General features: G+C 49.8%; 19 protein-coding genes and 2 rRNA genes (1 of these 21 running past the window's edge). 8 read left to right on the plus strand and 13 right to left on the minus strand.

The genetic code is table 11. The features are described 5' to 3' along the window. The 3 genes from LEUMU_RS0122395 to LEUMU_RS0122405 form a co-directional block, all read left to right on the plus strand. Positions 1-1718: ribosomal RNA gene (locus LEUMU_RS0122395) — 23S ribosomal RNA — on the plus strand (it extends 1156 nt beyond the left edge of the window). A gap of 132 nt (positions 1719-1850) precedes the next feature. After that, a 5S ribosomal RNA gene (gene rrf / locus LEUMU_RS0122400) occupies positions 1851-1966 on the plus strand. 114 nt (positions 1967-2080) lie between these two features. Then, positions 2081-2992 (plus strand): homocysteine S-methyltransferase family protein, encoded by a 912-nt coding sequence (locus LEUMU_RS0122405; protein WP_022954536.1) that lies wholly within the window; start codon positions 2081-2083, stop codon positions 2990-2992. 60 nt (positions 2993-3052) lie between these two features. Here the strand turns inward: LEUMU_RS0122405 and LEUMU_RS0122410 are convergent, their stop codons facing one another. The 5 genes from LEUMU_RS0122410 to LEUMU_RS0122430 all read right to left on the minus strand — a co-directional run bounded on the left by LEUMU_RS0122410 (position 3053) and on the right by LEUMU_RS0122430 (position 9597). Next, positions 3053-3727, minus strand: a complete 675-nt coding sequence (locus LEUMU_RS0122410; protein WP_022954537.1) for a sarcosine oxidase subunit gamma — start codon at positions 3725-3727, stop codon at positions 3053-3055. Next, positions 3720-6740 (minus strand): sarcosine oxidase subunit alpha, encoded by a 3021-nt coding sequence (locus LEUMU_RS0122415; protein ID WP_022954538.1) that lies wholly within the window; start codon positions 6738-6740, stop codon positions 3720-3722. Before LEUMU_RS0122415 ends, LEUMU_RS0122410 begins: the two co-directional genes overlap by 8 nt. After that, the gene (locus LEUMU_RS0122420; protein WP_022954539.1) at positions 6740-7036 is read right to left on the minus strand and encodes a sarcosine oxidase subunit delta; all 297 of its coding nucleotides are present in this window, start codon (positions 7034-7036) and stop codon (positions 6740-6742) included. Before LEUMU_RS0122420 ends, LEUMU_RS0122415 begins: the two co-directional genes overlap by 1 nt. Positions 7037-7050: 14 nt before the next feature. After that, positions 7051-8304 carry a sarcosine oxidase subunit beta family protein gene (locus LEUMU_RS0122425; protein ID WP_022954540.1) on the minus strand — a complete coding sequence of 418 codons (1254 nt, stop codon included), beginning with the start codon at positions 8302-8304 and terminating at the stop codon, positions 7051-7053. Between the two features lie 219 nt (positions 8305-8523). Further along, complete coding sequence (locus LEUMU_RS0122430; RefSeq protein ID WP_022954541.1) at positions 8524-9597, minus strand: CNNM domain-containing protein; 1074 nt, start codon at positions 9595-9597, stop codon at positions 8524-8526. A gap of 233 nt (positions 9598-9830) precedes the next feature. Between LEUMU_RS0122430 and LEUMU_RS0122435 the strand changes: the two genes are divergently transcribed. Next, positions 9831-11453 carry a GGDEF domain-containing protein gene (locus LEUMU_RS0122435; RefSeq protein WP_022954542.1) on the plus strand — a complete coding sequence of 541 codons (1623 nt, stop codon included), beginning with the start codon at positions 9831-9833 and terminating at the stop codon, positions 11451-11453. 4 nt (positions 11454-11457) lie between these two features. Here LEUMU_RS0122435 and LEUMU_RS0122440 read toward each other — a convergent pair whose 3' ends face one another. The 3 genes from LEUMU_RS0122440 to LEUMU_RS0122450 form a co-directional block, all read right to left on the minus strand. Then, positions 11458-12765, minus strand: a complete 1308-nt coding sequence (locus LEUMU_RS0122440) for a TRAP transporter large permease (protein ID WP_022954543.1) — start codon at positions 12763-12765, stop codon at positions 11458-11460. Between the two features lie 2 nt (positions 12766-12767). Then, on the minus strand, positions 12768-13304 hold the full coding sequence (locus tag LEUMU_RS0122445; RefSeq protein WP_022954544.1) for a TRAP transporter small permease: 537 nt from the start codon (positions 13302-13304) through the stop codon (positions 12768-12770). Between the two features lie 90 nt (positions 13305-13394). Then, entirely contained in the window at positions 13395-14372 is a 978-nt protein-coding gene (locus LEUMU_RS0122450; protein ID WP_022954545.1) for a TRAP transporter substrate-binding protein, read from the minus strand. 188 nt (positions 14373-14560) lie between these two features. Here LEUMU_RS0122450 and LEUMU_RS0122455 point away from each other — a divergent pair, with 188 nt between their 5' ends. Both LEUMU_RS0122455 and LEUMU_RS0122460 read left to right on the plus strand, forming a co-directional pair. Further along, positions 14561-15616: a GlxA family transcriptional regulator gene (locus LEUMU_RS0122455; RefSeq protein WP_026745038.1), complete on the plus strand. Its 1056-nt coding sequence runs from the start codon at positions 14561-14563 to the stop codon at positions 15614-15616. A 74-nt stretch (positions 15617-15690) separates the two neighbouring features. After that, positions 15691-16266, plus strand: coding sequence for a DUF2889 domain-containing protein (locus tag LEUMU_RS0122460; protein WP_022954547.1), 576 nt, complete (start codon positions 15691-15693; stop codon positions 16264-16266). A gap of 130 nt (positions 16267-16396) precedes the next feature. On the opposite strand, the gene yegD is transcribed toward LEUMU_RS0122460, so the two are convergent. Together yegD and LEUMU_RS0122470 are read right to left on the minus strand one after the other, a co-directional pair. Continuing rightward, positions 16397-17776 (minus strand): molecular chaperone, encoded by a 1380-nt coding sequence (gene yegD / locus LEUMU_RS0122465; protein WP_022954548.1) that lies wholly within the window; start codon positions 17774-17776, stop codon positions 16397-16399. 192 nt (positions 17777-17968) lie between these two features. Further along, positions 17969-19096: a CaiB/BaiF CoA transferase family protein gene (locus LEUMU_RS0122470; protein ID WP_022954549.1), complete on the minus strand. Its 1128-nt coding sequence runs from the start codon at positions 19094-19096 to the stop codon at positions 17969-17971. A gap of 169 nt (positions 19097-19265) precedes the next feature. Between LEUMU_RS0122470 and pepQ the strand changes: the two genes are divergently transcribed. Then, positions 19266-20582, plus strand: a complete 1317-nt coding sequence (gene pepQ, locus LEUMU_RS0122475) for a Xaa-Pro dipeptidase (protein WP_022954550.1) — start codon at positions 19266-19268, stop codon at positions 20580-20582. A 121-nt stretch (positions 20583-20703) separates the two neighbouring features. On the opposite strand, the gene cobD is transcribed toward pepQ, so the two are convergent. From cobD to LEUMU_RS0122490, 3 genes are all read right to left on the minus strand, one after another. After that, positions 20704-21669: a threonine-phosphate decarboxylase CobD gene (gene cobD / locus LEUMU_RS0122480; RefSeq protein WP_022954551.1), complete on the minus strand. Its 966-nt coding sequence runs from the start codon at positions 21667-21669 to the stop codon at positions 20704-20706. 28 nt (positions 21670-21697) lie between these two features. Further along, positions 21698-22603: an adenosylcobinamide-phosphate synthase CbiB gene (gene cbiB / locus LEUMU_RS0122485; protein ID WP_022954552.1), complete on the minus strand. Its 906-nt coding sequence runs from the start codon at positions 22601-22603 to the stop codon at positions 21698-21700. A 131-nt stretch (positions 22604-22734) separates the two neighbouring features. Next, the gene (locus LEUMU_RS0122490) at positions 22735-23571 is read right to left on the minus strand and encodes a DUF533 domain-containing protein (RefSeq protein ID WP_022954553.1); all 837 of its coding nucleotides are present in this window, start codon (positions 23569-23571) and stop codon (positions 22735-22737) included. 223 nt (positions 23572-23794) lie between these two features. Here LEUMU_RS0122490 and LEUMU_RS0122495 point away from each other — a divergent pair, with 223 nt between their 5' ends. Then, positions 23795-25036 carry a sirohydrochlorin chelatase gene (locus LEUMU_RS0122495; protein ID WP_022954554.1) on the plus strand — a complete coding sequence of 414 codons (1242 nt, stop codon included), beginning with the start codon at positions 23795-23797 and terminating at the stop codon, positions 25034-25036.

Here is a 25036-nt window from a genome sequence, read left to right on the forward strand (position 1 = left end):
ATCGGATTTATCCGATTGGTAGAGGAGCGTTCTGTAAGCCAATGAAGGTGAATCGTAAGGTTTGCTGGAGGTATCAGAAGTGCGAATGCTGACATAAGTAACGATAAGACGGGTGAAAAACCCGTCCGCCGAAAATCCAAGGTTTCCTGCGCAACGTTAATCGGCGCAGGGTTAGTCGGCCCCTAAGGCGAGGCAGAGATGCGTAGTCGATGGGAAACAGGTTAATATTCCTGTACCGCTAATAAGTGCGATGGGGTGACGGAGAAGGCTAGGCTAGAACACAGTTGGTGTGTATCTAAGCGTTTAGGCAGAGAACTTAGGCAAATCCGGGTTCTTAATGCTGAGGCGTGATGGCGACGGTTCTACGGAACTGGAGTAGTCGATGCCATGCTTCCAGGAAAAACCTCTAAGCTTCAGCTTATTAGTGACCGTACTCTAAACGGACACACGTGGATAGGATGAGAATTCCAAGGCGCTTGAGAGAACTCTGGTGAAGGAACTAGGCAAAATAGCACCGTAACTTCGGGAGAAGGTGCGCCCCTGACGGTTCATAGCTGTTGGGGGCCGCAGAGACCAGGTGGCTGCGACTGTTTATCAAAAACACAGCACTCTGCTAACGCGAAAGCGGACGTATAGGGTGTGACGCCTGCCCGGTGCCGGAAGGTTAATTGATGGGGTTAGCTTCGGCGAAGCTCTTGATCGAAGCCCCGGTAAACGGCGGCCGTAACTATAACGGTCCTAAGGTAGCGAAATTCCTTGTCGGGTAAGTTCCGACCTGCACGAATGGCGTAACGACGGCCACACTGTCTCCACCAGAGGCTCAGTGAAATTGAAATCGCAGTTAAGATGCTGCGTACCCGCGGCTAGACGGAAAGACCCCGTGCACCTTTACTACAGCTTTGCACTGAACATCGGGCCTACTTGTGTAGGATAGCTGGGAGGCTTTGAAACCGGGACGCTAGTTCCGGTGGAGCCAATCTTGAAATACCAGCCTGGTAGTTCTGATGTTCTAACCACGGCCCCTGATCGGGGTTTGGGACAGTGTATGGTGGGTAGTTTGACTGGGGCGGTCTCCTCCTAAAGCGTAACGGAGGAGCGCGAAGGTTCACTAATCATGGTCGGAAATCATGAGGTTTGTGCAAAGGCATAAGTGAGCTTGACTGCGAGACAGACACGTCGAGCAGGTACGAAAGTAGGTCTTAGTGATCCGGTGGTTCTGTATGGAAGGGCCATCGCTCAACGGATAAAAGGTACGCCGGGGATAACAGGCTGATACCGCCCAAGAGTTCATATCGACGGCGGTGTTTGGCACCTCGATGTCGGCTCATCACATCCTGGGGCTGAAGCGGGTCCCAAGGGTATGGCTGTTCGCCATTTAAAGTGGTACGCGAGCTGGGTTCAGAACGTCGTGAGACAGTTCGGTCCCTATCTGCCGTGGGCGTTAGAATATTGAGGAAAGCTGCTCCTAGTACGAGAGGACCGGAGTGGACGAACCTCTGGTGTACCGGTTGTCACGCCAGTGGCATAGCCGGGTAGCTAAGTTCGGACAGGATAACCGCTGAAAGCATCTAAGCGGGAAGCCCCTTCCAAGATGAGTATTCTCTGGAGACTAGATCTCCCTAAAGGGCCGTTGAAGACTACGACGTTGATAGGCACCATGTGGAAGCGCAGTAATGTGTGTAGCTAAGGTGTACTAATTGCCCGTGAGGCTTGATTCTATAACCCTGAATGGTTTGTTTGGACGAAAGTGTAGGACATTACCACTAGATTATTACTGATTTTACGTGCGATTGAGCGCGGGGCAGCTGAGGCTGTTGCCGCAAACCAGTTCAGTCACACACACCGGTTTTCCTGGTGACCATAGAGACATTGAACCACCTGATCCCATCCCGAACTCAGCAGTGAAAAGTGTCATCGCCGATGATAGTGTGGGGTTTCCCCATGTGAAAGTAGGACATTACCAGGATTGAACAGAAGGGCCCCGTACAGTACAACTGTCCGGGGCTTTTTTTATGCTTAAAATATGTAGTATGGTGACTTGATAGTCAGCCTTTACTTTTAAAAACTTTGGATAGTCGATATGAAAAACAATGCTTTAATGATTCTTGATGGTGGCATGGGTCGTGAGTTGAAGCGACGTGGAGCACCTTTCAGACAACCTGAGTGGTCAGCTCTAGCGATGATGGAAGCTCCGGAAATTGTTCGCCAAGTGCATGATGATTATATTCAAAGTGGTGCTCAGCTGATAACCACCAATAGTTATGCACTGGTGCCTTTTCATCTTAGTGAAGAAGTATTTAAAGAGCAGGGTTTGAGCTTGGCTCAACGCTCAGGTGATGTTGCGAGAAAAGCTGCCGATGCTAGTAGCACCCCAGTTAAGGTAGCTGGGTCGTTAGCGCCATTGTTTGGATCATATCGTGCAGATCTATTTGAAGCAGAAAAGGTTGAAGCCCTGGCTACACCATTAATTCAGGGGCTTGAGCCTTATGTTGATCTATGGTTATCAGAAACTCAGAGTTTAATTGCTGAGCCAGTAGCTGTTAAAGCGGTGATAGATAAGCTTAGTAGCAGTAAAAAACCGTTTTGGGTCTCCTTTACTCTAGAAGACTCCTTGGCTATTGAGGAACCAGTATTACGTTCTGGTGAAACAGTCGTTGATGCAGTTAAAGCGATGCATACAAGCGGCGCTGACGCAGTATTATTTAATTGCTGCCAGCCAGAGGTCATTGAAAAAGCACTGTTAGTGGCTAAAGAAACCTTTGCTGAATTAGGGCAGCCAGACTTTCCATTAGGTGCTTATGCAAATGCATTCCCACCTCAGCCAAAAGATGCCAAAGCGAATGAAAATGTCAGTGCGTTGCGGGACGATTTAGACCCTTCTGATTATTTAGGTTGGGCGAAAGAGTGGCAAAAGGCAGGAGCAAGCTTGATTGGAGGCTGCTGTGGAATTGGTCCAGAGCATATTGCAGTATTGTCTCAAGAACTGAGCTAAATGAAATAGACACTGCCTACTGGGGTTAACCTCAGTAGGCAGTGCTTGTTGGCTTAACTTCTAAGCTTTGACTGAAAAACCAAATTCCGCGCAGGCATCCTGCAACCAAAGCCAGCTGTAATCCGCAAAACTTCTGCGGATTACTAGCTCAAATCCCTGCTCACCCGTGCGACGAATCACTGCCTGTGACTTGCCAAATAGCGATGTCACAACCTTCCCCACGGGCATGTGGCTAATATGGATATCATAGGGCGTACACTTCTTCAACATTTCCTCAGAATCCGCGCCATCCACAGTAATTACCGTCTGGCCACCAGATACATTCACAATAGCAAAATGTGTATCACCGATAGCCTCGCGCAGTTGTTGCTCTAACTCAAAACCAGTGCCGCCAGTGGTGGTGATTAGCCACTCATCCGGTGAGATCCAGCGAATCACACGGCCTTCATTCTCAGTACTTTGCAAGTTAGCAGGTAGGGTCATTCCTAGTGCTGATTCTACACCCGCAGCAAATGCTGCATTGTCGGTGTTACCACGTAGTACTAAATGATCCAGTAGTGCCAATTCCTGCAATGTGATCCCAGCATCCTGTGCACCTTTTTCAGCGACAGTTTTCAAATCAGCATGATACAAAGGGCTTTCCGCACGAACGCTATCATCCGCCGGAATTTGATTCATCTGAACAACGTTTTGCGTGCTGACCGTAGTATCTGTTTGTGTAGTGATATTAGACACGTTGGCGTTCTCCTTTTGGATCGTAGAGTACAGGGCTGCAGACTTCCGCTTCAATAATGCGGCCATCTGCTAGCGGGTAAAATACAGACTCACCCATGCGATTCAAACCGTTTTTAATCATGCCCATGGCAATTGAATGACCAAGGTTAGCACTGTAATAACTGGAGGTAACATGTCCCAACATGTCCATTGGGATTTTCTGCTCAGGATCATTGACTGCCTGAGAGCCTTCCGGAATAACAGCATCAGCTACTTTAGTTTTCAGACCAACCAAGTGCTTACGGTTAGGACGAACACAATCTGCACGTGCCATGCCGCGTTTACCGATAAAGCTAAACGGCTTGGTGTTAACCACTGCCCAGCCGTGATCTAAATCATATGGATGCACCGAGCCATCGGTGTCTTGCCCGACAATAATGAAGCCTTTTTCTGCGCGCAATACGTGCATGGTTTCGGTGCCGTAAGGCGTGATATTAAATTCCGCACCGGCCTCAATAATCGCTTCCCAAACGGCTAAGCCGTAATTGGCTTGCACGTTAACCTCGTAAGACAACTCGCCAGTAAAGGAAATACGGAATACACGAGCCGGAACACCAGCGACCGTGCCAGAGCGCCAGTCCATGAACTTGAAGCTTTCTGCATCCAGATCAATATCGCTGGTGAGCTTTTCCATGACTTTACGGGCATTTGGCCCTGAGATCGTTGCCGTTGACCAATGGTCGGTGACGGAGTTGAAATATACTTCCATCTCGGGCCATTCGGTCTGATGATAGATTTCCAACCAAGACAATACCCGTGCTGCGCCGCCGGTAGTAGTGGTCATCAAGAAATGATTCTTACCCAAGCAAGCGGTCACACCATCGTCAAACACCATGCCATCTTCGCCACACATCAAACCGTAGCGACATTTGCCAACAGCTAGTTTAGCCCAAGCATTGGTATAAACGCGGCCTAAGAACTCACGTGCATCCTTACCTTGAATATCAATTTTACCCAGTGTGGAAGCATCCAAAAGACCAACACTTTCGCGAGTCGCTTTGCATTCGCGGTTAAGCGTGTCCTGCATGCTTTCGCCAGCTTTTGGGTAGTACCAAGGGCGTTTCCATTGGCCGACATCCTCAAACAATGCGCCGTTTTCCATGTGCCAGCGGTGGATTGCGGTGTAACGTTCTGGGTCGAATAAATCACCACAGTTACGTCCTACAATCGCGCCAAAGGTGACTGGCGTGTAGTTCGGGCGGAAGATGGTGGTGCCAGTTTCAGGAATGGTTTTATTCAGCGACTTGGCAGCGATCGCCATGCCGTTAATGTTGCCGGTTTTACCCTGATCTGTTCCAAAGCCCATTGCGGTGTAACGCTTCACGTGCTCAATGGATTCAAAGCCTTCACGAGTGGCTAATTCAATCGCAGCGGCTGTTACGTCATTCTGGAAATCGACAAACTGCTTCGGTGCACGGCTGGTGGCTTTGCTGTGTGGAATGTGAAATAGGGCCATTGGCTTGCCTTCAATCACAGGCTCAGTAACCGCTTCGTCCATATCCTCAACATCAAAACCGGCATTGCGTGCTGCAGTCAAACCTTGTTCGGTACCTTCTCGCAAGCAAGCATCTAACTGATAGCTGCCATTGATAGCACCTGCAGTCAGCTGCTTTTGTATGGTTTCGCCGGGTAGGAAGCCGATTGCCTCATCGCTCCAAACCGGACGGCTGCCTGTATGGCAAGACAAGTGAATCGCAGGGCTCCAACCGCCAGAGCTGGCAATTAAATCACATTCCAGCAATTGCGCATCACCAGTCAGTTTATCGCCGGCTTCATTCATTTGCGCAACCATTGCACCAGTAACGCGTTTGCTGCCTTTGGCTTCGATAACGCCTGAGCCAGTAATGACTTTAATGCCGCGAGATTTTGCGACCAAGATGCATTCACTGTCTGGGTTGGTGCGAGTATCAACGATGGCAACCACTTCACGACCTGCATCCAGCCAATCAAAAGCCGTTTGGTAGGCATTGTCGTTAGTGGTCATTAACACGAGCTTCGAGCCGGGCGCAACAGCATAGCGACGCACGTAAGTTGAAACAGCTGAGGCCAACATCACGCCCGGTAAATCATTATTACCAAATACCAGCGGACGCTCATGAGAACCCGTGGCTAAAACAACCCATTTAGCGCGAATCCGATGCATGCGTTGGCGGACCTTACCCAATGGCGAACGGTCACCTAAGTGATCGGTGCAACGCTCATGAATCGTCAGGAAGTTGTGATCGTGATAACCATTAACGGTTGAGCGAGGCAGCAACATGACATTGTCATAAGCACTTAACTCAGCAACGGTTTGCTTTACCCACTCCGCCGCTGGCAACATATTGATTTGCGCCGTGCTATCGAGCAAAGAGCCACCAAATTCAGCTTGCTCATCAGCCAGAATGACACGTGCGCCACTCTTTGCTGCAGCCAGTGCTGCACTTAAACCTGCAGGCCCACCACCAACAATTAATACGTCGGGGTGCTGATTGATGTTGTCATAAATATCAACGTCAGACTCTAGCGAGCTACGACCAAAACCGGCCGCCTTACGAATGAACTTCTCGTAGGTCTCCCACATCGATTGCGGGTACATAAAGGTCTTGTAGTAAAACCCTGGTGGCATTGCGCGGCCACCCAGTTTTCCTACCAAACCCATCATGTCGTTTTCAGCATTCGGCCAGCCGTTTGTGGCACTAGCAACTAAGCCATCGAATAAGTCTTGCTGTGTAGCACGCACGTTTGGTGTTTGAGTCGCTTCAGTGGCACCCAGCTGTAACAGCGCGTTAGGTTCTTCAGCACCGGCAGCCATAATTCCACGAGGGCGGCTATATTTAAAGCTGCGGCCAACGATGTCTACACCATTAGCGAGTAGAGCAGAGGCGACGGTGTCACCCGTCATACCGGTATAAGTTTTGCCGTTGTAGCTAAAGCTCAGGCTTTGATCACGGTCAATGCGACCACCGGAAGGGAGGCGATTTTTCTGTGTCATCAGGCGTTCTCCTCCGCACGAGTGAACTGTGGTTTCGTACCAATTTTGTAAGTCTCTTTAATCTCATACGTCTGCGTATCGCGCGTGATATTAAAGAATTTGCGACAACCAACGCCGTGTACCCACAACTCATGGTGCAGGCCGCGTGGATTCGTCCGGAAAAACAGGAATTCGCCCCATTCTTGATCGGTGCAGTTATCTGGGTCTAGCGGGCGTGGAATATGCGCTTCGCCAGCAGCGTGGAATTCTTCTTCCTCACGGTGCTCTTCGCAGTAAGGACAATAAATATAAAACATAATAAACCTCGACCTTAGTGGGCAACGCCGGCAGCGCCGTGTTCGTCAATGAGTGCACCGTCGTGGAAACGGAACATGGAGAATGGCTTGGCTAAGTCGCTGGCTTCGCCTTTCGCAAGTGTCTCAGCAAAGGTGTGGCCTGAGCCTGGTGTGGCTTTAAATCCGCCGGTTCCCCAGCCGCAGTTGAAGAATAAGTTCTCAACCGGTGTAGCGGAGATGATCGGGCAAGCATCGGCTGTCGTGTCAACGATACCGCCCCATTGGCGATTCATGCGCACACGACTAAAGCAAGGGAATAGCTCGACAATAGCTTGAATATTGTGCTCGATAGTGCCGTATGAACCACGCTGACCATAACCCAAATAGCCATCAATCCCCGCACCGATCACCAAGTCGCCTTTGTCTGACTGCGACACATAGCCATGTACTTGATTGGACATGGTGACCGTGTTCAGGATTGGCTTGATTGGCTCAGAAACCAGTGCCTGTAATGGGTGAGACTCAACTGGCAAACGGAAGCCAGCCATCTTAGCAACAACCCCTGAGTTACCCGCAACCACGCAACCAATGCGATCGGCTTTGATTTCGCCTTGCTGCTTTGTGACAACCCCAACTGCTGCGCCATCTTCTTTTAAGAAGCCGGTCACTTCGCACTGTTGGAATAGATCAACGCCCAATGTATCAGCGGCACGGGCATAGCCCCAAGCCACCGCATCATGCCGTGCAACACCAGCACGAGGCTGGAATGATGCTCCCATGATTGGGTAACGTGGACGGTCGGAGCAGTCCATCATTGGCTCGACTTCTTTCACACCTTGGGCATCTAATACTTCGCCATCAATCCCGTTTAAACGGTTGGCGTTAACACGGCGATTAATGTCGCGCATGTCTTGTAATGTGTGGCCGAGGTTAAGTACGCCACGTTGTGAGAACATGACGTTGTAATTTAAGTCTTGGGATAAGCCTTCCCAGAGTTTCATCGCGTGCTCGTAAAGGTTTGCGGCTTCATCCCATAGATAGTTTGAGCGCACGATCGTGGTGTTTCGTGCGGTGTTTCCGCCGCCGAGGTAGCCTTTTTCGATGACTGCAACATTGGTGATGTTGTGGACTTTGGCAAGGTAGTAAGCGGTCGCTAAACCGTGCCCGCCACCGCCGACAATAATCACATCGTATTTGGCTTTAGGGGTTGGATTGCGCCAGACGCGCTGCCAGTTTTCATGATAGCTAAGGGCGTGTTTGACCAGCCCGAACCCGGAATATCGCTGCATGACAGAGCTCCTCTAATGGCGAATTATGCGATGGTGTTGGGATTTATAGTAGCACTGGCGGGATGGTCTGGATTTCTTTTTTACGACATTTTTATTTTTATTTGCGCCACAAAAAATAATGCCCGACAATAAATGTGCCGGGCATTGAGTGAGCCTAGGCTCAATAGTTTGTTAGATGGATAGGTTGATAAGCACTACAACGACCAAATAAGTCGAAACCTACTTATCCTCCCCCTCAATCAAGCCAATCTTCTTAGCCCGTTGCTTCCACTTCCGACGCGCTAATTCACGCATATCATCGGTATGGTCCATCTCATCAATAATCTCTTTACCCAGCATTGTTTCAATCACATCCTCCATTGAAACAACCCCCGCCATGCCGCCAAACTCATCCACCACAATGGCGATCTGTTCACGCTTTTCCAGAAAGTCATTAAACAAGTCCGGTATCGGGTAATCCTCTGGCACCATCGAGATAGGGCGCTGAATCACAGAAACTGCCTGATCGCCTTCATTCGCCAGCAGCTTTTCCAGTACTTCATTTTTCAAAATAAAGCCTTGGATATGGTCAGGATGGGCATGCTCATAAACCGGGATTCTAGAGAAACGTAATTTAGGATGCGCTTGATAAAAGCCCGCAATCGTCTGCTTCTCATCTACCTTAATTGCCACAGTGCGTGGCGTCATCACATCACTAACCAGCACAGTATTAAACTGCAGCAGGTTATTAATCAGATGTGATTCAGTTTGTGCAAACACGCCTTCTTTAGTACCAAGCTCTGTCATAGCCAAAAAGTCAGAACGGGTAAATACCGCGTCAACCTTGTCCTTCTTCAGCATTTTAGTCAGTAACTGGCTAAACCAAACCAGTGGGTACAAGGCTTTAATCAGCAGCCCTAGCGAGGTCACTGTAAAGTTAGATAGCTCTTTCCAGTAGTTAGCGCCCAGTGTTTTTGGGATCAGTTCTGAGAACACTAAGATCGCCATGGTCATACCCGCTGGTACAACAAAGCCAGTAATAATCGGATTAGAGTCGGCCCAAATTTGCGCGGCCTGACTACCGACACCCAGCGCACCCACGGTATGAGCGATGGTGTTTAGCGTCAGAATAGCGGCTAATGGCTGGTCGATATTCTCTTTAAACAGCTGCAGCTGTTGACCGACTTTGGTGCCTTCTTTTAATTTGATTTGCGCGTAAGAGGGCGTGATACTGAGCAGTACCGCTTCCCATAAGGAGCACAAGAATGAAAATAGCAGTGCGATAAAAAAGAAAATAATCAGTAGTGAGAGCATAAGTCCAAGTGTCAGTTATTTTGAATGCGTACATTCTACCGCAAACTGTTTCTGTGACAGAAAAAACTGTGACTTTAAGCCGAAATAGTATGCATTCGAGGTTAATACGTCATATGAGCTTATAATTAATTTCAATTGCGATAAATATAGTACATTTTATATGCTAATCTCTGCTTTTAGATGTGATTAAAATAACAGCAAATTCACATTGGGTGATGAGCGTATACAAATTTATGAAAAAATGTCTTTTGATCATTTTGGTGTTTCAGGTATTACTGCTACCGCGTCATTTTGCGTTCGCTCAGCCTACAGAATCCTCGCTAGAACACGTATCTCTCCAGCTTTCCTGGAAGCATCAGTTTCAATTCGCAGGCTATTACGCCGCCGTTGCTAAGGGCTTTTATCGCGAAGTCGGTTTAGATGTGCGCTTGCTGGAAGGTGGGCAAGGCAGTCGCTGCGATGAGCAAGTACTAAGTCAGGTCGAGTATTGCAATGCCTCTGGCTCAGTGGTGAAACTACGGCTTAGTGGCCAGCCAATTGTGATGCTGGCCAGTATTATCCAGCACTCTCCAATTGTATTGATCACCCAAAAGCACAGTGATCTGAAAACCCCGCACGACTTAATTGGTAAGCGTGTCGAAGTGTTGTTGTCCGGCCAGCCAGTACCTGAAATCTATGGCATGTTGAAGAATGAAGGCATCGCGATTTCACAGCTGATGCTGTATGAGAATTCGGTTGGGATACAGGCATTACTCAACAATGAAGTGGATGCCCTGTATGGCTTTTCTACGAATGAGTTATATCAGCTACAGCAGTCTGGCTTAGAGTTTAACGTGATTTCACCACAGAGCTATGGCGTCGATTTTTATGGCGATGTGCTGCTAACCAGTGAATCAGAGGTACGCCGAAATCCCGAGCAGGTAAAACAGTTTAGAGCCGCATCGCTCAAGGGCTGGCGCTATGCGATGGCCCATCAGGAGGAAATCGTTGATCTCATTTTACGCGATTACCCGGCCTCAAAAACGCGTGAAGCTTTGCTGGCTGAAGCGCAAGCGATTGAAAAGCTGATGCTGCCAAACTTGATTCAAATCGGCCATACCAACCCCAGTCGCTGGAAACACACAGCGGATACCTTAGTGAGCTTAGGGCTGGCAAAGCCGAACTACTCGCTGGATGGGTTTATCTACGAGATAGATGAGGGCAAAGGCTATCTGTGGCTGCTGCGTTTATTGGGTGCTAGTTTATTACTAGCGTCGGTGGCAGCGGGATTATTATGGCTGTTTAATCGCAGGCTGACTGCAGAAGTTGAAACCCGCATGGCGGCATTAGAGCGCCTCAGGAAAGTGAAAGATGCCGCACTTGAGAAAGCTTATACTGATGAGTTGAGCGGGATGGGAAATCGTCGTGCATTTTTCGAGCGGGGTAAGGACTTATTGGGTTTAGCCAATAGCGACCTCACGCCAGTCTCAGCCATCGTGCTTGATATCGACCACTTCAAGCGAATCAATGATGACTATGGGCATGCCATGGGCGATGAAGCCATTCGCGTGATTGCGCGTGTGATTTTAAATATGATTCGGGCGACGGATATTCAGGGACGCATCGGTGGTGAGGAGTTTGCCGTAATGCTGCCACAAACCGAGCTGAAAGGGGCGATGGAGTTAGCAGAGCGTATGCGGCTGGCGATTGAGCAGGTAGAGATTGAGCGATTAGGGATTAAAGTGTCAGTGACCGCCAGTATTGGTGTTAGCACTGCTTTGGACTATAAAGATGATATTAATAGTCTCGTCCAGCGCGCAGATAATGCGTTGTACTGTGCAAAGCGCGCTGGACGAAACCAAGTGGTCAGTGCTTAAGCCATCACGGTAGCGCCCGCATATTATCGGGCAGGTAAGTGGCCAGTGATGGGAACCAAATCATCACAAACACCATGAGCACCATAATCAAAAACATGGGGATGGCGGCCTTGGCGATAAACGTCATTTCATGATCGGTAATGCCTTGCATCACGAACAGGTTAAAGCCGATGGGCGGTGTGATCTGCGCCATTTCAACCACGACAACAATGAAAATACCAAACCAAATCAGATCGATACCCGCTTCACGCACCATTGGCTCAACCACTGCCATGGTTAGTACGACCGATGAAATCCCATCCAAGAAGCAGCCGAGAATGATGTAAAACACCAACAGCGCCATCAGTAGTTCAAAGCGTGAAAGATTCCAGCTACCAATCATGTCAGCCAAGGCACGAGGTAGGCCGGTAAAGCCCATCGCCATCGACAAGAAAGCCGCTCCGGCCAGTATCAGCGCGATCATGGCTGAGGTACTGGTCGCACCCATCAGACTTTCCGAGAACGATTTCCAAGTCAGCGAGCCTTGGAATAAGGCCAGTAACAAGGAACCAATCACACCAAATGCCGCCGCTTCAGTCGCCGTTGCCAGCCCGCTGTACATTGAGCCGATAACGACCGTAATTAACAGCAACACCGGAATCAAAAAGCGGGAGATTTTCAGCTTTTCGATAAAGCTCAGTGGTGGTTCTGGGGTCGGGTTGAAGTCCTTGCCAAAGCGCGAATACAGCGCAACATAGGCCATAAACATACCCGCCAGTACGATACCGGGAAGGATGCCCGCCATAAACAACTTGGAGATGGATTCATTAATCGTCACGCCGTACACAATCAGCGTGAGCGAGGGAGGAATCATCAAGCCAAGTGTTGCTGCGCCGGTTAGCGTGCCCACAATCAAGTGCTCGGGATAATTACGCTTTCGCAGCTCTGGAATTGCCATTCTGCCGACGGTGGTAAGGGTTGCTGCCGAAGAGCCGGAGACTGCTGCAAACACCGTACAGCCCACGATATTGGTATGCACCAAGCCACCAGGTAAGCGCGCCAGCCATGGGGATAAGCCCTTAAACATATCCTCAGATAAGCGCGATCGAAATAGAATTTCACCCATCCAGATAAATAAAGGCAGGGCCGTTAGCGTCCATGACGATGAGGATGACCAGATGGTCGTTATCATCGCATCGCCGGCAGGGCGGGAGGTAAACATCTCCATACCCACAAAGGCTACGCCCATGAGCGCTAAGCCGACCCAAACGCCGGTTCCCAGCAATAACAGCAAGATAAATAAAAACAAAACAATGAGTTGGATTTCTTCCATGCTTAAGCGTCCTCTTTATTTTGTTTGATGATTTCACTGGTAATGCGATGATCGCCAGCAAAAATCACGTGTAGGAAGTGGTCGGTGAGGGCAATGGCAAAAATGGTTACACCAATCACCATCGACATCTGTGGAATCCATAATGGCGTGGCGTCTTGCCCTTGGCTCACGTCATTAAATTTCCACGACCAATACGTTGTTTTGATGGCGTAGTAACAAAAATACCAAGCCAGTGCAGAGCCTACGCCGAAGCACCAGATATTAAGGTAGCGACGGACTCTCGTACCCACGCTATTCAATAAAATACTGACCCGAATGTGCGAGCCACGATTCAAAGCATAGGAGAAAGCAAAAAACGAAGCCGCTGCCATGCAATAACCGGCGTAATCCGGCGCACCGGAGAACACTTCGCCAGTCCAGCGAGCGAACATTTGAATAACAATTAAGACTAAAATGGCGACTAAAAACATAGAGGCGATGACGCCACTCAACCAATACAAGCGATCCAGTGCAGTGCGCACGGTGCTGAAACTAGACATAGATATTCCCGTAAACAGGGAAGGCGCCGCAACTCCCTGTTAGGAATTAGCGACGCCTTCATTGGTCAGATGAAACTTTCCGGTCAGGGATTACTTCGCAGTGTTAAAGGCGTCCACAATGGCTTGCCCTTCGGCGCCTGTTTCTTTTAGCCAATCTGCAGTCATTGTTCCACCGATCGTTTGTAGCTCGCCAACCAGCTTTTCACCGGCAGGGGCAACCGTCATGCCTCCAGCAGCCAGGCCTTTTACGGTGAAGTCTGTGTACTGAACTGCCCGCCAGTTACCGGCGTACTCTGCCAACTCGGCGCAGGCTTTAACGACGTTTTTGTTCGCATCGCTAGTGTCTTTCCAAGTGTCTTTGTTAACGAACACATAGTTGCGTGGCAACCAGGCATTAACCTCGTAGAAGTGCGTCAGGCTCTCCCACACTTTGCGGTCATAACCGGTAGAACCTGATGACACCATCGACTCAGCAACGCCAGTAGCAAAGGCTTGAGAAATTTCAGCCGCTTCAATCGTCACAGGCAACATGCCAGTCAACTCAGCCAAGCGCGCTGTGGTGTTGTTGTATGAACGGAATTTGGTGCCTTTCATGTCTTCAACAGAATTCACTTCTTTCTTGAAGTACAAACCTTGTGGAGGCCATGGCACAGAGTAAAGCAGTACCAGATTTTGCTCATCTAGCAGTTTACTGATCGGCGCTTTAGCGGCTTCCCATAGCTTGGCAGAGGCTTCAAAAGAGGTTGCCAAAAAGGGTACAGAGTCAAAACCAAACAGTGCATTCTCATTCTGATGGCTAGACAGTAGGCGCTCACCGATTGGCGCTTGGCCAGTCTGAACAGCACGCTTGATATCGCCACCTTTAAACAGTGATCCAGAGGGATGAGTAGTGATGGCAATATCACCGCCAGTACCGGTCGTTACGCAGCGAGCGAACTCTTCACCAGTGGCTGAGTGGTAGTTGCTACCAGAGTAAGCCATGGGCATATCCCACTTTTCGGCGGCTTGTAAAGTGCCGGCACTGAAACATAATGCAGCGATCGTGGAAGCGAGTGCGATTTTTTTCATAGTATCTCTCCAGAGTTGAGGTGAAGCAGAACGGGGATTGAACATACCTAAATGACTATACCTTAATAAAGATTCATTTATCCAGAGTTTAGAAATCGATTGCGACGTTGCCCTGTACATAGGGAACCCATACAGCGCAGGCTTTTTTAGTTAGAATGCAGATTCAAGCCATTACCAGCAGTCCGCCCATGCCCAAAACCAATACACCACGCCAGCCAGACAGCCCAGTGCGCGCCCGAAATCATGGCTATATCACTCAGCCAGCGGACAGCGCAGTGCAAGATACTCAGGTCTGGCGCGTGGGTTTTGTGCTGCTGGAGCATTTCTCGATGATGGCGTTTACTGGTGCGGTCGATGCGCTGGTAACGGCTAATTTGCTGAGCCAGGCAGAGCGTTTCCAATTCGATTTTTATGGCTATCGTGGTGAAGAGGTTAAGAGTGATCTGAATATCGATGTGTTGGTATCGGGCGAATTTGAGTCGATTGATCCGGCCCGGTTGGATGTGTTGTTAGTCTGCGGGGGCTTACGCACCAATTTACAAGTGAATCCAAAATTACAGCAAGTATTACAGCAAGCGGCAAGGCTTAAGCGGCGGGTCGGTGGTATCTGGAATGGTAGCTATATTTTGGCGCAAGCAGGGATTATGCAAGGCTATGAATGCACCATTCACCCTGAAAACCATGCACTAATGAATGAAGTATTCCCGCGCGTTAAGGTCAGTAAAAAGCCGTATGTCATTGACCGTGATCGCCTAAGTAGTGCGGGTGCCACGAGTACCTTGGGGCTAATGCTGACGCTCATTGGGCAATTATCCGGCGAGGACCTTATGCGCGGCGTAGAAGGTATTTTGAATGTGGATAGCGTATTGGGGGAGGCGGCTGATGGCAGTTTAACCATGTTGCCAACCGACCCAACTCTACCGCAGCCCTTGCGCGATACGCTGCTGTTGATGGAAACCCATATTGATGAGCCCTTATCGGCTGTGGAGTTGGCGGAATCTGTGGATTTATCCCGCCGCCAAGTCGAGCGTCTATTCCAGCAATATCTTGATACCTCACCTGCGAAATACTATTTGGAGTTGCGGCTGAACCGTGCGCACCAGCTTTTGCGGCAGAGCAATGCATCGGTGGTGAATATCGCGGTGGCTTGTGGCTTTAGTAGTAGCGCGCACTTTAGTCATTGCTTTAAAGGTCACTTTGGGATGAGCCCGAGTATGGTTCGTAAACAACGTCACAATTCTTAGTCAAAATGTCTTAGTTGCGCCGCAACATAAATGCGCATAAAATCACTTGTTCTGAACAAATAAATGGATAAGTTATGCCGCTTTCAAGTCCTGCTCCTCGCAAGCAAATGCACACTCGTGTTGTGACGTGTAAAGGCTATTTACGCGAAGATGACCTTTGGGATATCGAAGGCCATATGACCGACGTTAAGCCGTATCGCTTTGAAAATATCGACCGTGGCGGGTATATCGAAGCGGAAGAGCCACTACATGGCATGTGGGTTCGCCTGACGATTGATGACCAAATGATTGTGCGTGCCGCTGAAGCATCAATTGATTTCTCGCCGTACAGTAACTGCCCGAAAATTGAGCCGGATTATGGCAAGCTGGTTGGTTTGTCAGTGGGTTTGGGGTGGAATAAGGCGGTTCGAACCTTGTTCCGTGGTACGGCTGGTTGCACGCATTTAACCGAACTGCTTGGGCCAATGGCGACCACGGCGTTTCAGACGGTTTTCTCCGGTCGTAATGAAGGGCGCAAGGTTGAGGGCAAAGCGGAGATGGGCATTCAGCCGAACGAGCGTCCGGTGTTATTGAATAGTTGTCATAGCTATGCGCCGACTAGTCCGGTAATTTTACGGCATTGGCCAGACTTTTATGAAGGCGAGAAGTGAGTCTCTGGCTTGCTCTGAACTTACGAATAAGCCAGCTGGCGCGCAGTTTTTAAGAAGCAAGCCAAGTGCTCATTACTTGGTTTAGTTTTGCGTGACTGCCTTGATTTAGGGGGTAAGATTGGTTTGCGGTTTAAGCAAATATCCGCTTAGACCACACCGTTAAGCCCGCCGCAACACTTCCGAAGTGGTCTCCATCGACCACTTCGATATTGCCCAGCTTCTGCTCAATCGCCTGACGAATTGCGGGCGATTTCGCCGAGCCACCGGTCACATAAATCAAATCTGGCTGACAGCCAGCTTGGGCAATCGCTTCTTCCATTAGCACAACCATGCGCGACAAGGGGTGAGCAATGGCTTCGGCAAACTGTTCCCGAGAAATGGTGCAGCCTAAGCCCGCTTCGATATACTCCAGCGAAACCGCATTACTTTCAGCGTCGGATAAGGCAATTTTGCATTGCTCGGCACTGCGCACCAGTTGCTGATTTTGGCCATTTTTACGCATTTTAATAAAGCGTTTTAGTAATTCAGGCTCTTTTGTTTCGCGCACCAGCTGTTGAAGTTGTAGTTTGACTGGCAGGCTGTTGAATTTAGCTTGTGCGCCTACATCATTGGTTTTTACCGCATCCAGAAAAATCTGCCGAGGCATGGAGAGGCCATTTCTGAGCGTCGATTTCATTCCAAATAGTGGCATGAAGTGCTTGCCAGCCAACTGGATATCCAAATCATTTCCGCCGACTCGCTCACCGCTGTGCGCTAGAAAATCCTGATCCCGATGTTCGTTATGGCGATAATCCGGCCCCATGCGCACCATCGCGCAATCCGTGGTTCCTCCGCCGACATCGACGACTAGCACTGTTTTGTTCTCATGCAGGCGCTCTTCAAAATCCATACCTGCGGCAATGGGCTCAAACAGAAATTCGATGTGTTTAAAGCCAGCACGTTGAGCGGATGTGGTTAGAATATCGATGGCTTGTTTATTACTTTTGCTTGCATCTGAGCCTTGGAAGTTGACCGGACGCCCGATCACGGTATGCGTAATCGCATCACCTAAAGACAGCTCAGCCTGCTGCTTTATCCGCTGCATCATAGCCGTGACAATATCTTCAAAAAACTGGATAAACTCGGGGCGAAAACCACTGCCGCCTAAAAATGATTTTGGTGATTTTACGAAGTAGCCTTCTTCCGGCAGTGCTAAGTATTGCTCAAAGGCATCTGTACCAAAAAATAGGGTTTGCTCGCTGGCTTTAATGTCCTCGTCGTAGCGCACTCGTTTGGCTTGTGCCAGTGCGGAGGAGCGGGCGATAGCATACTGATCCTGCAAGCTTTTATCAGGAATATGCGCACCAACTGACTCGGGAATGAGTTCACGCTCCAGCGCATATAAGGTGGATGGCATAAAGGCTTTGCCATGATCCAAAGGGAGGAGTTTTATGGCATCGGAACCATCTGCAGCAGGGGTGACTGCACCGATGGCACAGTTGGACGTGCCGTAATCAAAACCTGAGATCATGAGGTTACCTTTACGCGGCTTATTGAAATTTTTTAAGCCGGTAACGGTAGCATACTGAGCCCCTCTGATCTAGTTTCGCGGACCATTGGCGGGGCTTTGAATTCCTGATTAGTTAAGCGGGGATATGCTCTAGCTTAGGAGGCGAGTTGTAAACGAGTGACAGACTAAGGCGGCGACTAGTTGAGAAAATGGCTAGCTAAGTGCGTCGGACTCTTTAAGTGTTTCAATCTCAGCCTCGCTATAACCTAAACGCGATAATAGCTCAGTAGCATTGGCTCCAGCGGCTAGCGGTGCAGTGGGTGTCGCTGCTGGCGTACGGTCAAAACGTGGCGCAGGAGCGGCTTGCATAATGCCATCAACGCGCAGGAAATTTTCCCTTGCTGCATTGTGGCTATGCGACTCAACCTCGTCAAAGCCCAGCACTGGCGAGACACAGGCATCGCTCTTATCAAATATCGCCATCCACTGATCACGAGTCTTGGTTTTAAACAACGCTTGATATTGCTCACGTTTTTGTGGCCATTGTTGGTAGGCATATTGCGTGGCTAGTTCGTCCTCTGGCAAGCCTGCTTTCTTTAATAAACCGGCAAAGAAATGAGGCTCCAGCGGCCCAACGGATAAGTGTTTACCGTCGGCTGTTTCATAGCAGCGATAAAATGGCGCGCCACCATCCAGTAAATTGCTTTCGCGTTCGGGGCTCCATTGTTGGCGCGCTAATAACATGTGAATCAGCCCCATCATTGCCGGTACGCCATCGACCATTGCCGCATCGATGACCTGACCTTTGCCGGAATGACTACGCTCATACAACGCAGACAACACGCCCAGCAGTAAAAACATGGTGCCACCGCCATAATCCGCGACCAGATTCAGCGGTGGAATAGGGGCTTCCCCTTGTGAGCCGATGGCACTTAGCGCACCGGTTAAGGCCAGATAATTAAGGTCGTGCCCCGCGCTTTGAGCCAGCGGCCCCGTTTGGCCCCAACCTGTCATGCGGCCATAAATTAGTTCGGGATTTTGCTGGTGGCAAGCCTCAGGCCCAAGCCCTAATTTCTCCATCACACCGGGACGAAACCCCTCAATCAAGATATCGGCTTCGGTGATTAACTGTTGAGCGATTTTCAGGCCGCTCTCGGTTTTTAAGTTCAACGCAATGGACTGCTTATTACGGCGATTAATATCGGTCGGGTCAGCCTCGCCACTTTGGCGGTCAATTAGAATTACTTCTGCACCCAAGTCGGCCAGTAGTTGTCCAGCTAACGGGCAAGGGCCAAGCCCCGCCATTTCGATGACTTTCAAATGTGCTAAAGGGCCACTCATATCTGATTTTCTCCTCGCTAAGCCGTTGCCAGCATTGATTTTCCTGCATTATTGGCACTGACTTTAGGGCAGTAACGCGCTTGGCGCAATGCCGCAAAAAAACGGTTAACCTGCCGCCTAGGTCTGGGCTAGTATAGATAGCAAATAACTCCCCAAAGGATTTAGTCCGATGCAGTCGCTTTACCAAGATCACATTGTCACTTTGCAGCAGCGCAGCGCCACTATTCTCGAACGGCAAAATCTCGATGCCTTAATTATCCATTCTGGCCAGTTAAAAATGGCGTTTTTGGATGACCACAGTTACCCGTTTAAGGCGAATCCGCATTTCAAACATTGGCTGCCGTTGGTGAGCCATCCTAATTGTTGGTTGATTGTGAATGGACGCGATAAGCCGCAGCTGATCTTTTATCGACCGGATGATTTTTGGCACAAGGTTCCGGATGAGCCGACTGACTTTTGGGTAGATAGCGTGGAGATTCGTTATCTGCAACGCAAAGAGCAGCTGGCCAGTTTGTTACCATCTGACCCGAGCAATATGGCTTATATTGGTGAGTATTCTGAGTTGGCTGAGTCGCTAGGGATTGGTCATCAAAACCCACAGCCGGTATTGGATTATCTGCACTTTCACCGCAGCTATAAAACCGAATATGAATTGGATTGCCTGCGTGGCGCGACTAAGAGCGCAGTGGCGGGGCATCTGATTGCCAGAGCGGCTTTTTATGCGGGCGAGTCAGAATTTGATATCAATCAGCATTATCTCAAAGCCATTCGGCAGGGCGATAATCAAGTGCCGTACAGCAATATCGTGGCGCTTAATGAAAACTGCGCGATTCTGCATTACACCCAGCTACAAACCGAAGCGCTGGAAAACGGCGAATTGCGATCTTTTTTGTTAGATGCGGGTGCTGAGTTTAATGGCTATGCCGCTGATATTACGCGCAGCTATAGCCACAAGAGTGATGAGTTTGCAGGGCTGGTTGCTGCACTTGACGAGCAGCAACGTGAGATTTGCGAGGTGATTAAGCCGGGTCTTTCTTATGTGGATTTGCACATTGAAATGCATTATCGAACAGCTGCTGTGTTGGGTCAGTTTGGACTGATTAAATGTTCTGCCGAGGCAGCGGTTCAGCAGGGTGTGACCAGTACTTTTTATCCGCATGGCTTGGGTCATTTCTTAGGGCTGCAAGTGCATGATGTGGCAGGCTTTATGCAAGATGAGTCGGGCACGCATTTGAGTGCTCCGGCTGAGCATCCGTTTTTGCGTTGTACGCGGGTGATTGAGCCGAATCAGGTGTTTACCATTGAGCCTGGGTTGTATTTTATTCCGAGTTTGTTAGCGAAGTTGAAGTTGTCGGAGCAGGCGAGCGTGGTTAATTGGGAGCGGGTTGAGCGGTTTGTGCCGTATGGTGGTATTCGCATTGAGGATAATGTGATTGTCCATGAGGATAGGATTGAGAACATGACCCGAGAGGCAGGATTGGCTTAGGTTGTTTGGTTTGGGCGCCTGCTCTCAGTGTTAACTGCACTTCGCCGACTCGCAGGCTCGTAAGGACTGCGTGAAGTTAACACTGAGATCAGGCTATAACTTAACCTGAAATATTGTGTTGTTAGCTGAGATCAACGGGGGTGTTGCTTAGTCCAAATCTTAGTGCGCCAGCATCGGGGAATAGACGGGTTAGGATGCCTTTCTGGCAGAGTCTTTCGTGTTCTTTGGCGGCGGCTTCTTTTCCGAGAATTACGTAGGCGAATAGGCCGGCTTCGGCGACTTCTCTTCGATAGTGTTGTTCTAATTGAGCTTTGAGTACAGCCATGGCGACGGGAATTTGTTGGCGCTGTTGCTGTTGCCATTGCTTGTCGCTAAGCGCTAAGCGACCAGCCCATCGTGCGGGGTTGCTGACTGACCAGTCATCTTGTAGCGCGACTAATCCACTTAATATTGATTCTTCCGCCCAGACAAAACCCAGTCTAATTCCAGCTAAGCCAAAGAACTTCCCGATGGATCTGAGTACGATGAGTCCGGCTTGGGCATGTTCCTGAATCAGGCTACCTTCTGGCGTTAAATCCATAAAAGCTTCATCAACGACTAGCCAGCCTCCGCGCGCGGCTAGTTGCTGATGCCAGTTGTTTAACTGTGATTGTGAGTAGCGTTGTGCAGTGGGGTTGGTGGGGTTTACTAGTAGCAATACATCCAGCGTTGCCAGTGCATCATCCAGTTCACTTAGTGCTAATTCCAATACTTCATGACCAGCTTGTTGCCAGGCTTTGTAGTGGCTGTGGTAGGCAGGGCTGATAATACCGACGCGGCTTTTGGTTCTTAACTTTGGTAAGCGTGCGATGGCTTCTTGAGAGCCTGAAACGGGCAGTAATTCTGGGCTGCCGTAGTAAGCTGCGGCCGCAGTTTCTAATCCATCATTAACTTCGGGCAGGCGATTCCAGATTGCTGGGGGAACTGCTGGTAGTGGGTAAGTGGTTGGATTGATACCTGTCGAGAGATCGAGCCATTGTTCACGAGGAATGCCGTAGCGCTGGCTGGCGAGTTGGAGTTGTCCGCCGTGGGAGTGAGTCGGTTGCATGGGAGTTCCTGTATTTTAAGCGGTGGTTTTAAAGTGCGCTTAGGCCTGCGAATAATAGAGCGATTGCTGCCCAGATATACACGCTGCGATCAATTAGGGTGAGTGCGCGGCTTAAGTCTGGTGCTTCTGGCGGACGGCCATTGCCGAGTGTTGGGCGGCTTTTTAATTGGCCATGGTAAATGGCATTGCCGCCGAGGCTTAAGCCTAATGCACCTGCACCCGCTGCCATCACGACACCAGCATTTGGGCTATACCATTGACCGGCTTGGGCGCGCCACGCTCGCATTGCACCTTTAAAGTCTCCGGCCAAGCCGTAAGTGATGGCGGTGAGGCGAGCGGGGATGATATTTAACAGGTCATCAACACGTGCGGAGAATTTGCCAAATTGCTCGTAGCGATCGTTACGGTAGCCCCACATGGCATCCAGCGTATTGCATAAGCGGTACAACACAACGGCTGGCGCGCCGCCGACGGCTAGCCAAAATAACGGAGCAAAAATCGCATCGCTGCCATTTTCTAATACGGATTCGATACCGCCACGGCTAATAGCGGAAGGGTCTAATTCGGACGTATCGCGGCTGACAATCCAGCTGAGTTTGGCGCGGGCTTCGGTGAGATTGCCTGCGGTGAGTGCTTGTTCTACCCAGCCGCCATGTTGCCGCAAACTTTGCCAGCCGATAGCCAGCCAGCCACATAAGATGCTCATCCACCAGCCGCCGAGTAGTTGATCAATTAGCCAAACGAGCAGGGTGATCGGTATAACGGCCAATAGCCATGCAATAACGCCTTTGCTGATTTTCTCGGAGCCGTGATTAAGTAGGGCTTCGATTTTATCGACGAAGGCACCATAACCAACCAGTGGGTGAAAGCGTTTAGGTTCGCCCAGCAGGCGGTCGATCAGTAGAGAAATGGGCAGGCTTAACAGGTGTAGCATGGGATAGTGCGCCGGGAAGGAGGAGAGCGCTTAGACTATCAGCAGCGAGGGGGAGAATCATCTTTTTTACACGCCAAAAAAACGGGCCAACATTGCTGAAGGCCCGTTTTGCTAGCGTTTAAATGATGCGATTAAGCATACAGTTTTGGAGCGCCTAGCTTGTCGTGAATCTCGTTGCTGGCTTCCTGAGTCAGGTTCAAACCTTGTCTCAGAGTATCCAAGTAAACGGCTTCTTCTTTAGTATCTAAGCTGATTGCCATTAATGACATCAGGTAAACCTGCTGCTCTAATCCTGGAGGAACATCAGCGATCAGACCCGTTAAGTCCAAAGGTGCCTGCATTTCACTGCGAACAAAATCCGCTTCTTCCTGAGTGATTTCACCCAAGTGCTCAGTGATTTTACGCTGCTCATCAGCATCCATCTGGCCATCTGCTTTTGCTGCGCTGATCATTGCACGCAGTAATACTGCTGCATTTTTCTCATCTTGATCAGATACTTGCTCTGGCTCGTTGCCTTGTAGTGCGCTGTTAAACATTGCGCCAAAATCAGGGCTAGTTGCTGCCGCTGCTGCGCCGCCAACTGCTGCACCGCCGCCCAGTGAGCTTAGTAAGCCACCCAGTCCGCCGCTGCCACCTTGCTGACCACTCAGGCCAGACAGTAAGTCGCCCAATCCACCGGAGGATGCACCACCAGCGCCTGAACCACCCATCAAATTACCTAGCATGCCGCCTAAACCACCAGCACCTGCGCCGCCAGCTTGGCTTCCGCCTGTCAGTCCGCCGAGTAATCCACCCAGTCCGCCGCCTGCGCTACCGCCAGTGCTTGCGCCGCCCATCAGGCCGCCCAACATGCCACCGAGTCCACCGCCGGAAGAAGTACCACCCGCTGCGCCACCCATGACTTTACCAACGCCTTTTGCCACGATGATACCCATGGCTACTTTACCTAGTGTTCCCATTAAACTCATTTTGCTTCTCCCGATGCAGTTAAATAATTAGATTTATTAATTTGTCTTTTTATTGACCATGACTAATAAACCTCAATCGTGATGATTGTTCAACCCTTTAGTGGCAATCCAGACGAAAGGGTTCATAAACAATCTTTCGGGCAGCTATTAGTTTCCTTTCTTGTCAGGCCATAGCAACAGCGTGGATAATGGTCGCCTTTAAATACGGGTATTCAGGGTCACCATGAAAAAGACAGGGATTATGATTTGCGGCCACGGCAGCCGTTCTAAAGTTGCAGGTGAAGAATTTGGTCTATTGGCGAAGGGCCTGAAGGCGCGTTATCCAAACATTCCTGTTGAGCATGGCTTTCTGGAATACTCCGCACCCAATATCCACATGGGGCTGGATAGAATGGTGGAACAGGGGATTGAGGAGATCTACGCCGTGCCCGGCATGTTGTTTGCCGCGACGCACGTAAAGAACGATATTCCTTCAGTATTAACCACTTACCAGCAGCAGCACGATGGTTTAACGATTCACTATGGTCGTGAGTTGGGCTTGCATCCTTTAATGATTGCGGCGTTTGAAGCGCGCATTTTAGAAGCGATGGGCATGAGTGAAGCACCAGCTCCGGGCGCATTGTACGACACCATGTTAGTGGTCGTCGGTCGTGGCACCTCTGATACCAATGCGAATGCCGAAGCCAGCAAACTGACGCGCATCGTGGCGGAAGACTTGGGCTTTGGTTGGGCTGAGACGGTTTACTCTGGGGTAACGTTCCCATCCGTTGGTCGTGGTTTGGAGATGGCATTGAAGCTTGGCTACAAGAAAATTGTGGTTGCTCCTTACTTCCTATTCTCCGGTCGCTTGATTACACGTATCCACAATTATGTGGAGAAAGTGGCTGCTGAAAACCCTGATGTCAACTTTATGACCGCACATTATCTAAGTGATCAGGCGCATGTGATTGATACCTTTATGGCGCGTATCGAAGAGTGTGCCACCGGTAAAATTGTGGAAAATCACGATTTGATGAAGTCATTCCATGAGCGATTGGCGCGTGGTGAAGTAGATATTCATCATCACCATGCTGAGTTCCAACCGGAAGGTGGTGAGCATTCACATGATCATACTCACTCTCATTCTCACGGGGATCACAGTCACTCGCATGATGGGCACACGCATTCCCATGGCGACCATAGTCATTCACACGACGGGCATACGCACTCCCATGCGGCAGCTGCTAGCACGGAAGAGGCAAATGTCGCCAAGAGTGCGGGTAGCGCTGAAGAGCATGTAAAAGCACATGGCCATTCGCATGGTATTTATAAGCACATTGCGCACCCACACGGCCCACGTACCATGGTTGATGACAATCTATGTCATTGCTTTATGAGCCAGTTGCCAGCGGAAGTGATTGAAGAAGAGCGTCGTTTAAGAGCGGAGCAGGGGATTAAGCCGGTTCACGATAAGCCGCCGCACTAA

Origin of the sequence: Leucothrix mucor DSM 2157, assembly GCF_000419525.1 — a bacterium.
In the GTDB taxonomy this organism is placed as follows: domain Bacteria; phylum Pseudomonadota; class Gammaproteobacteria; order Thiotrichales; family Thiotrichaceae; genus Leucothrix; species Leucothrix mucor.

What these genes read in the sequence shown, in the direction of transcription:
- LEUMU_RS0122450 (WP_022954545.1), bottom strand. Translation starts at nt 14,372, where the DNA reads ATGAAAAAAATCGCACTCGCTTCCACGATCGCTGCATTATGTTTCAGT.
- cbiB (WP_022954552.1), bottom strand. Translation starts at nt 22,603, where the DNA reads ATGCTACACCTGTTAAGCCTGCCCATTTCTCTACTGATCGACCGCCTG.
- LEUMU_RS0122440 (WP_022954543.1), bottom strand. Translation starts at nt 12,765, where the DNA reads ATGGAAGAAATCCAACTCATTGTTTTGTTTTTATTTATCTTGCTGTTA.
- LEUMU_RS0122405 (WP_022954536.1), top strand. Translation starts at nt 2,081, where the DNA reads ATGAAAAACAATGCTTTAATGATTCTTGATGGTGGCATGGGTCGTGAG.
- LEUMU_RS0122420 (WP_022954539.1), bottom strand. Translation starts at nt 7,036, where the DNA reads ATGTTTTATATTTATTGTCCTTACTGCGAAGAGCACCGTGAGGAAGAA.
- yegD (WP_022954548.1), bottom strand. Translation starts at nt 17,776, where the DNA reads ATGATCTCAGGTTTTGATTACGGCACGTCCAACTGTGCCATCGGTGCA.
- pepQ (WP_022954550.1), top strand. Translation starts at nt 19,266, where the DNA reads ATGCAGTCGCTTTACCAAGATCACATTGTCACTTTGCAGCAGCGCAGC.
- LEUMU_RS0122425 (WP_022954540.1), bottom strand. Translation starts at nt 8,304, where the DNA reads ATGCAGCGATATTCCGGGTTCGGGCTGGTCAAACACGCCCTTAGCTAT.
- LEUMU_RS0122490 (WP_022954553.1), bottom strand. Translation starts at nt 23,571, where the DNA reads ATGAGTTTAATGGGAACACTAGGTAAAGTAGCCATGGGTATCATCGTG.
- LEUMU_RS0122470 (WP_022954549.1), bottom strand. Translation starts at nt 19,096, where the DNA reads ATGAGTGGCCCTTTAGCACATTTGAAAGTCATCGAAATGGCGGGGCTT.
- LEUMU_RS0122435 (WP_022954542.1), top strand. Translation starts at nt 9,831, where the DNA reads ATGAAAAAATGTCTTTTGATCATTTTGGTGTTTCAGGTATTACTGCTA.
- LEUMU_RS0122455 (WP_026745038.1), top strand. Translation starts at nt 14,561, where the DNA reads ATGCCCAAAACCAATACACCACGCCAGCCAGACAGCCCAGTGCGCGCC.
- cobD (WP_022954551.1), bottom strand. Translation starts at nt 21,669, where the DNA reads ATGCAACCGACTCACTCCCACGGCGGACAACTCCAACTCGCCAGCCAG.
- LEUMU_RS0122430 (WP_022954541.1), bottom strand. Translation starts at nt 9,597, where the DNA reads ATGCTCTCACTACTGATTATTTTCTTTTTTATCGCACTGCTATTTTCA.
- LEUMU_RS0122460 (WP_022954547.1), top strand. Translation starts at nt 15,691, where the DNA reads ATGCCGCTTTCAAGTCCTGCTCCTCGCAAGCAAATGCACACTCGTGTT.
- LEUMU_RS0122495 (WP_022954554.1), top strand. Translation starts at nt 23,795, where the DNA reads ATGAAAAAGACAGGGATTATGATTTGCGGCCACGGCAGCCGTTCTAAA.
- LEUMU_RS0122415 (WP_022954538.1), bottom strand. Translation starts at nt 6,740, where the DNA reads ATGACACAGAAAAATCGCCTCCCTTCCGGTGGTCGCATTGACCGTGAT.
- LEUMU_RS0122445 (WP_022954544.1), bottom strand. Translation starts at nt 13,304, where the DNA reads ATGTCTAGTTTCAGCACCGTGCGCACTGCACTGGATCGCTTGTATTGG.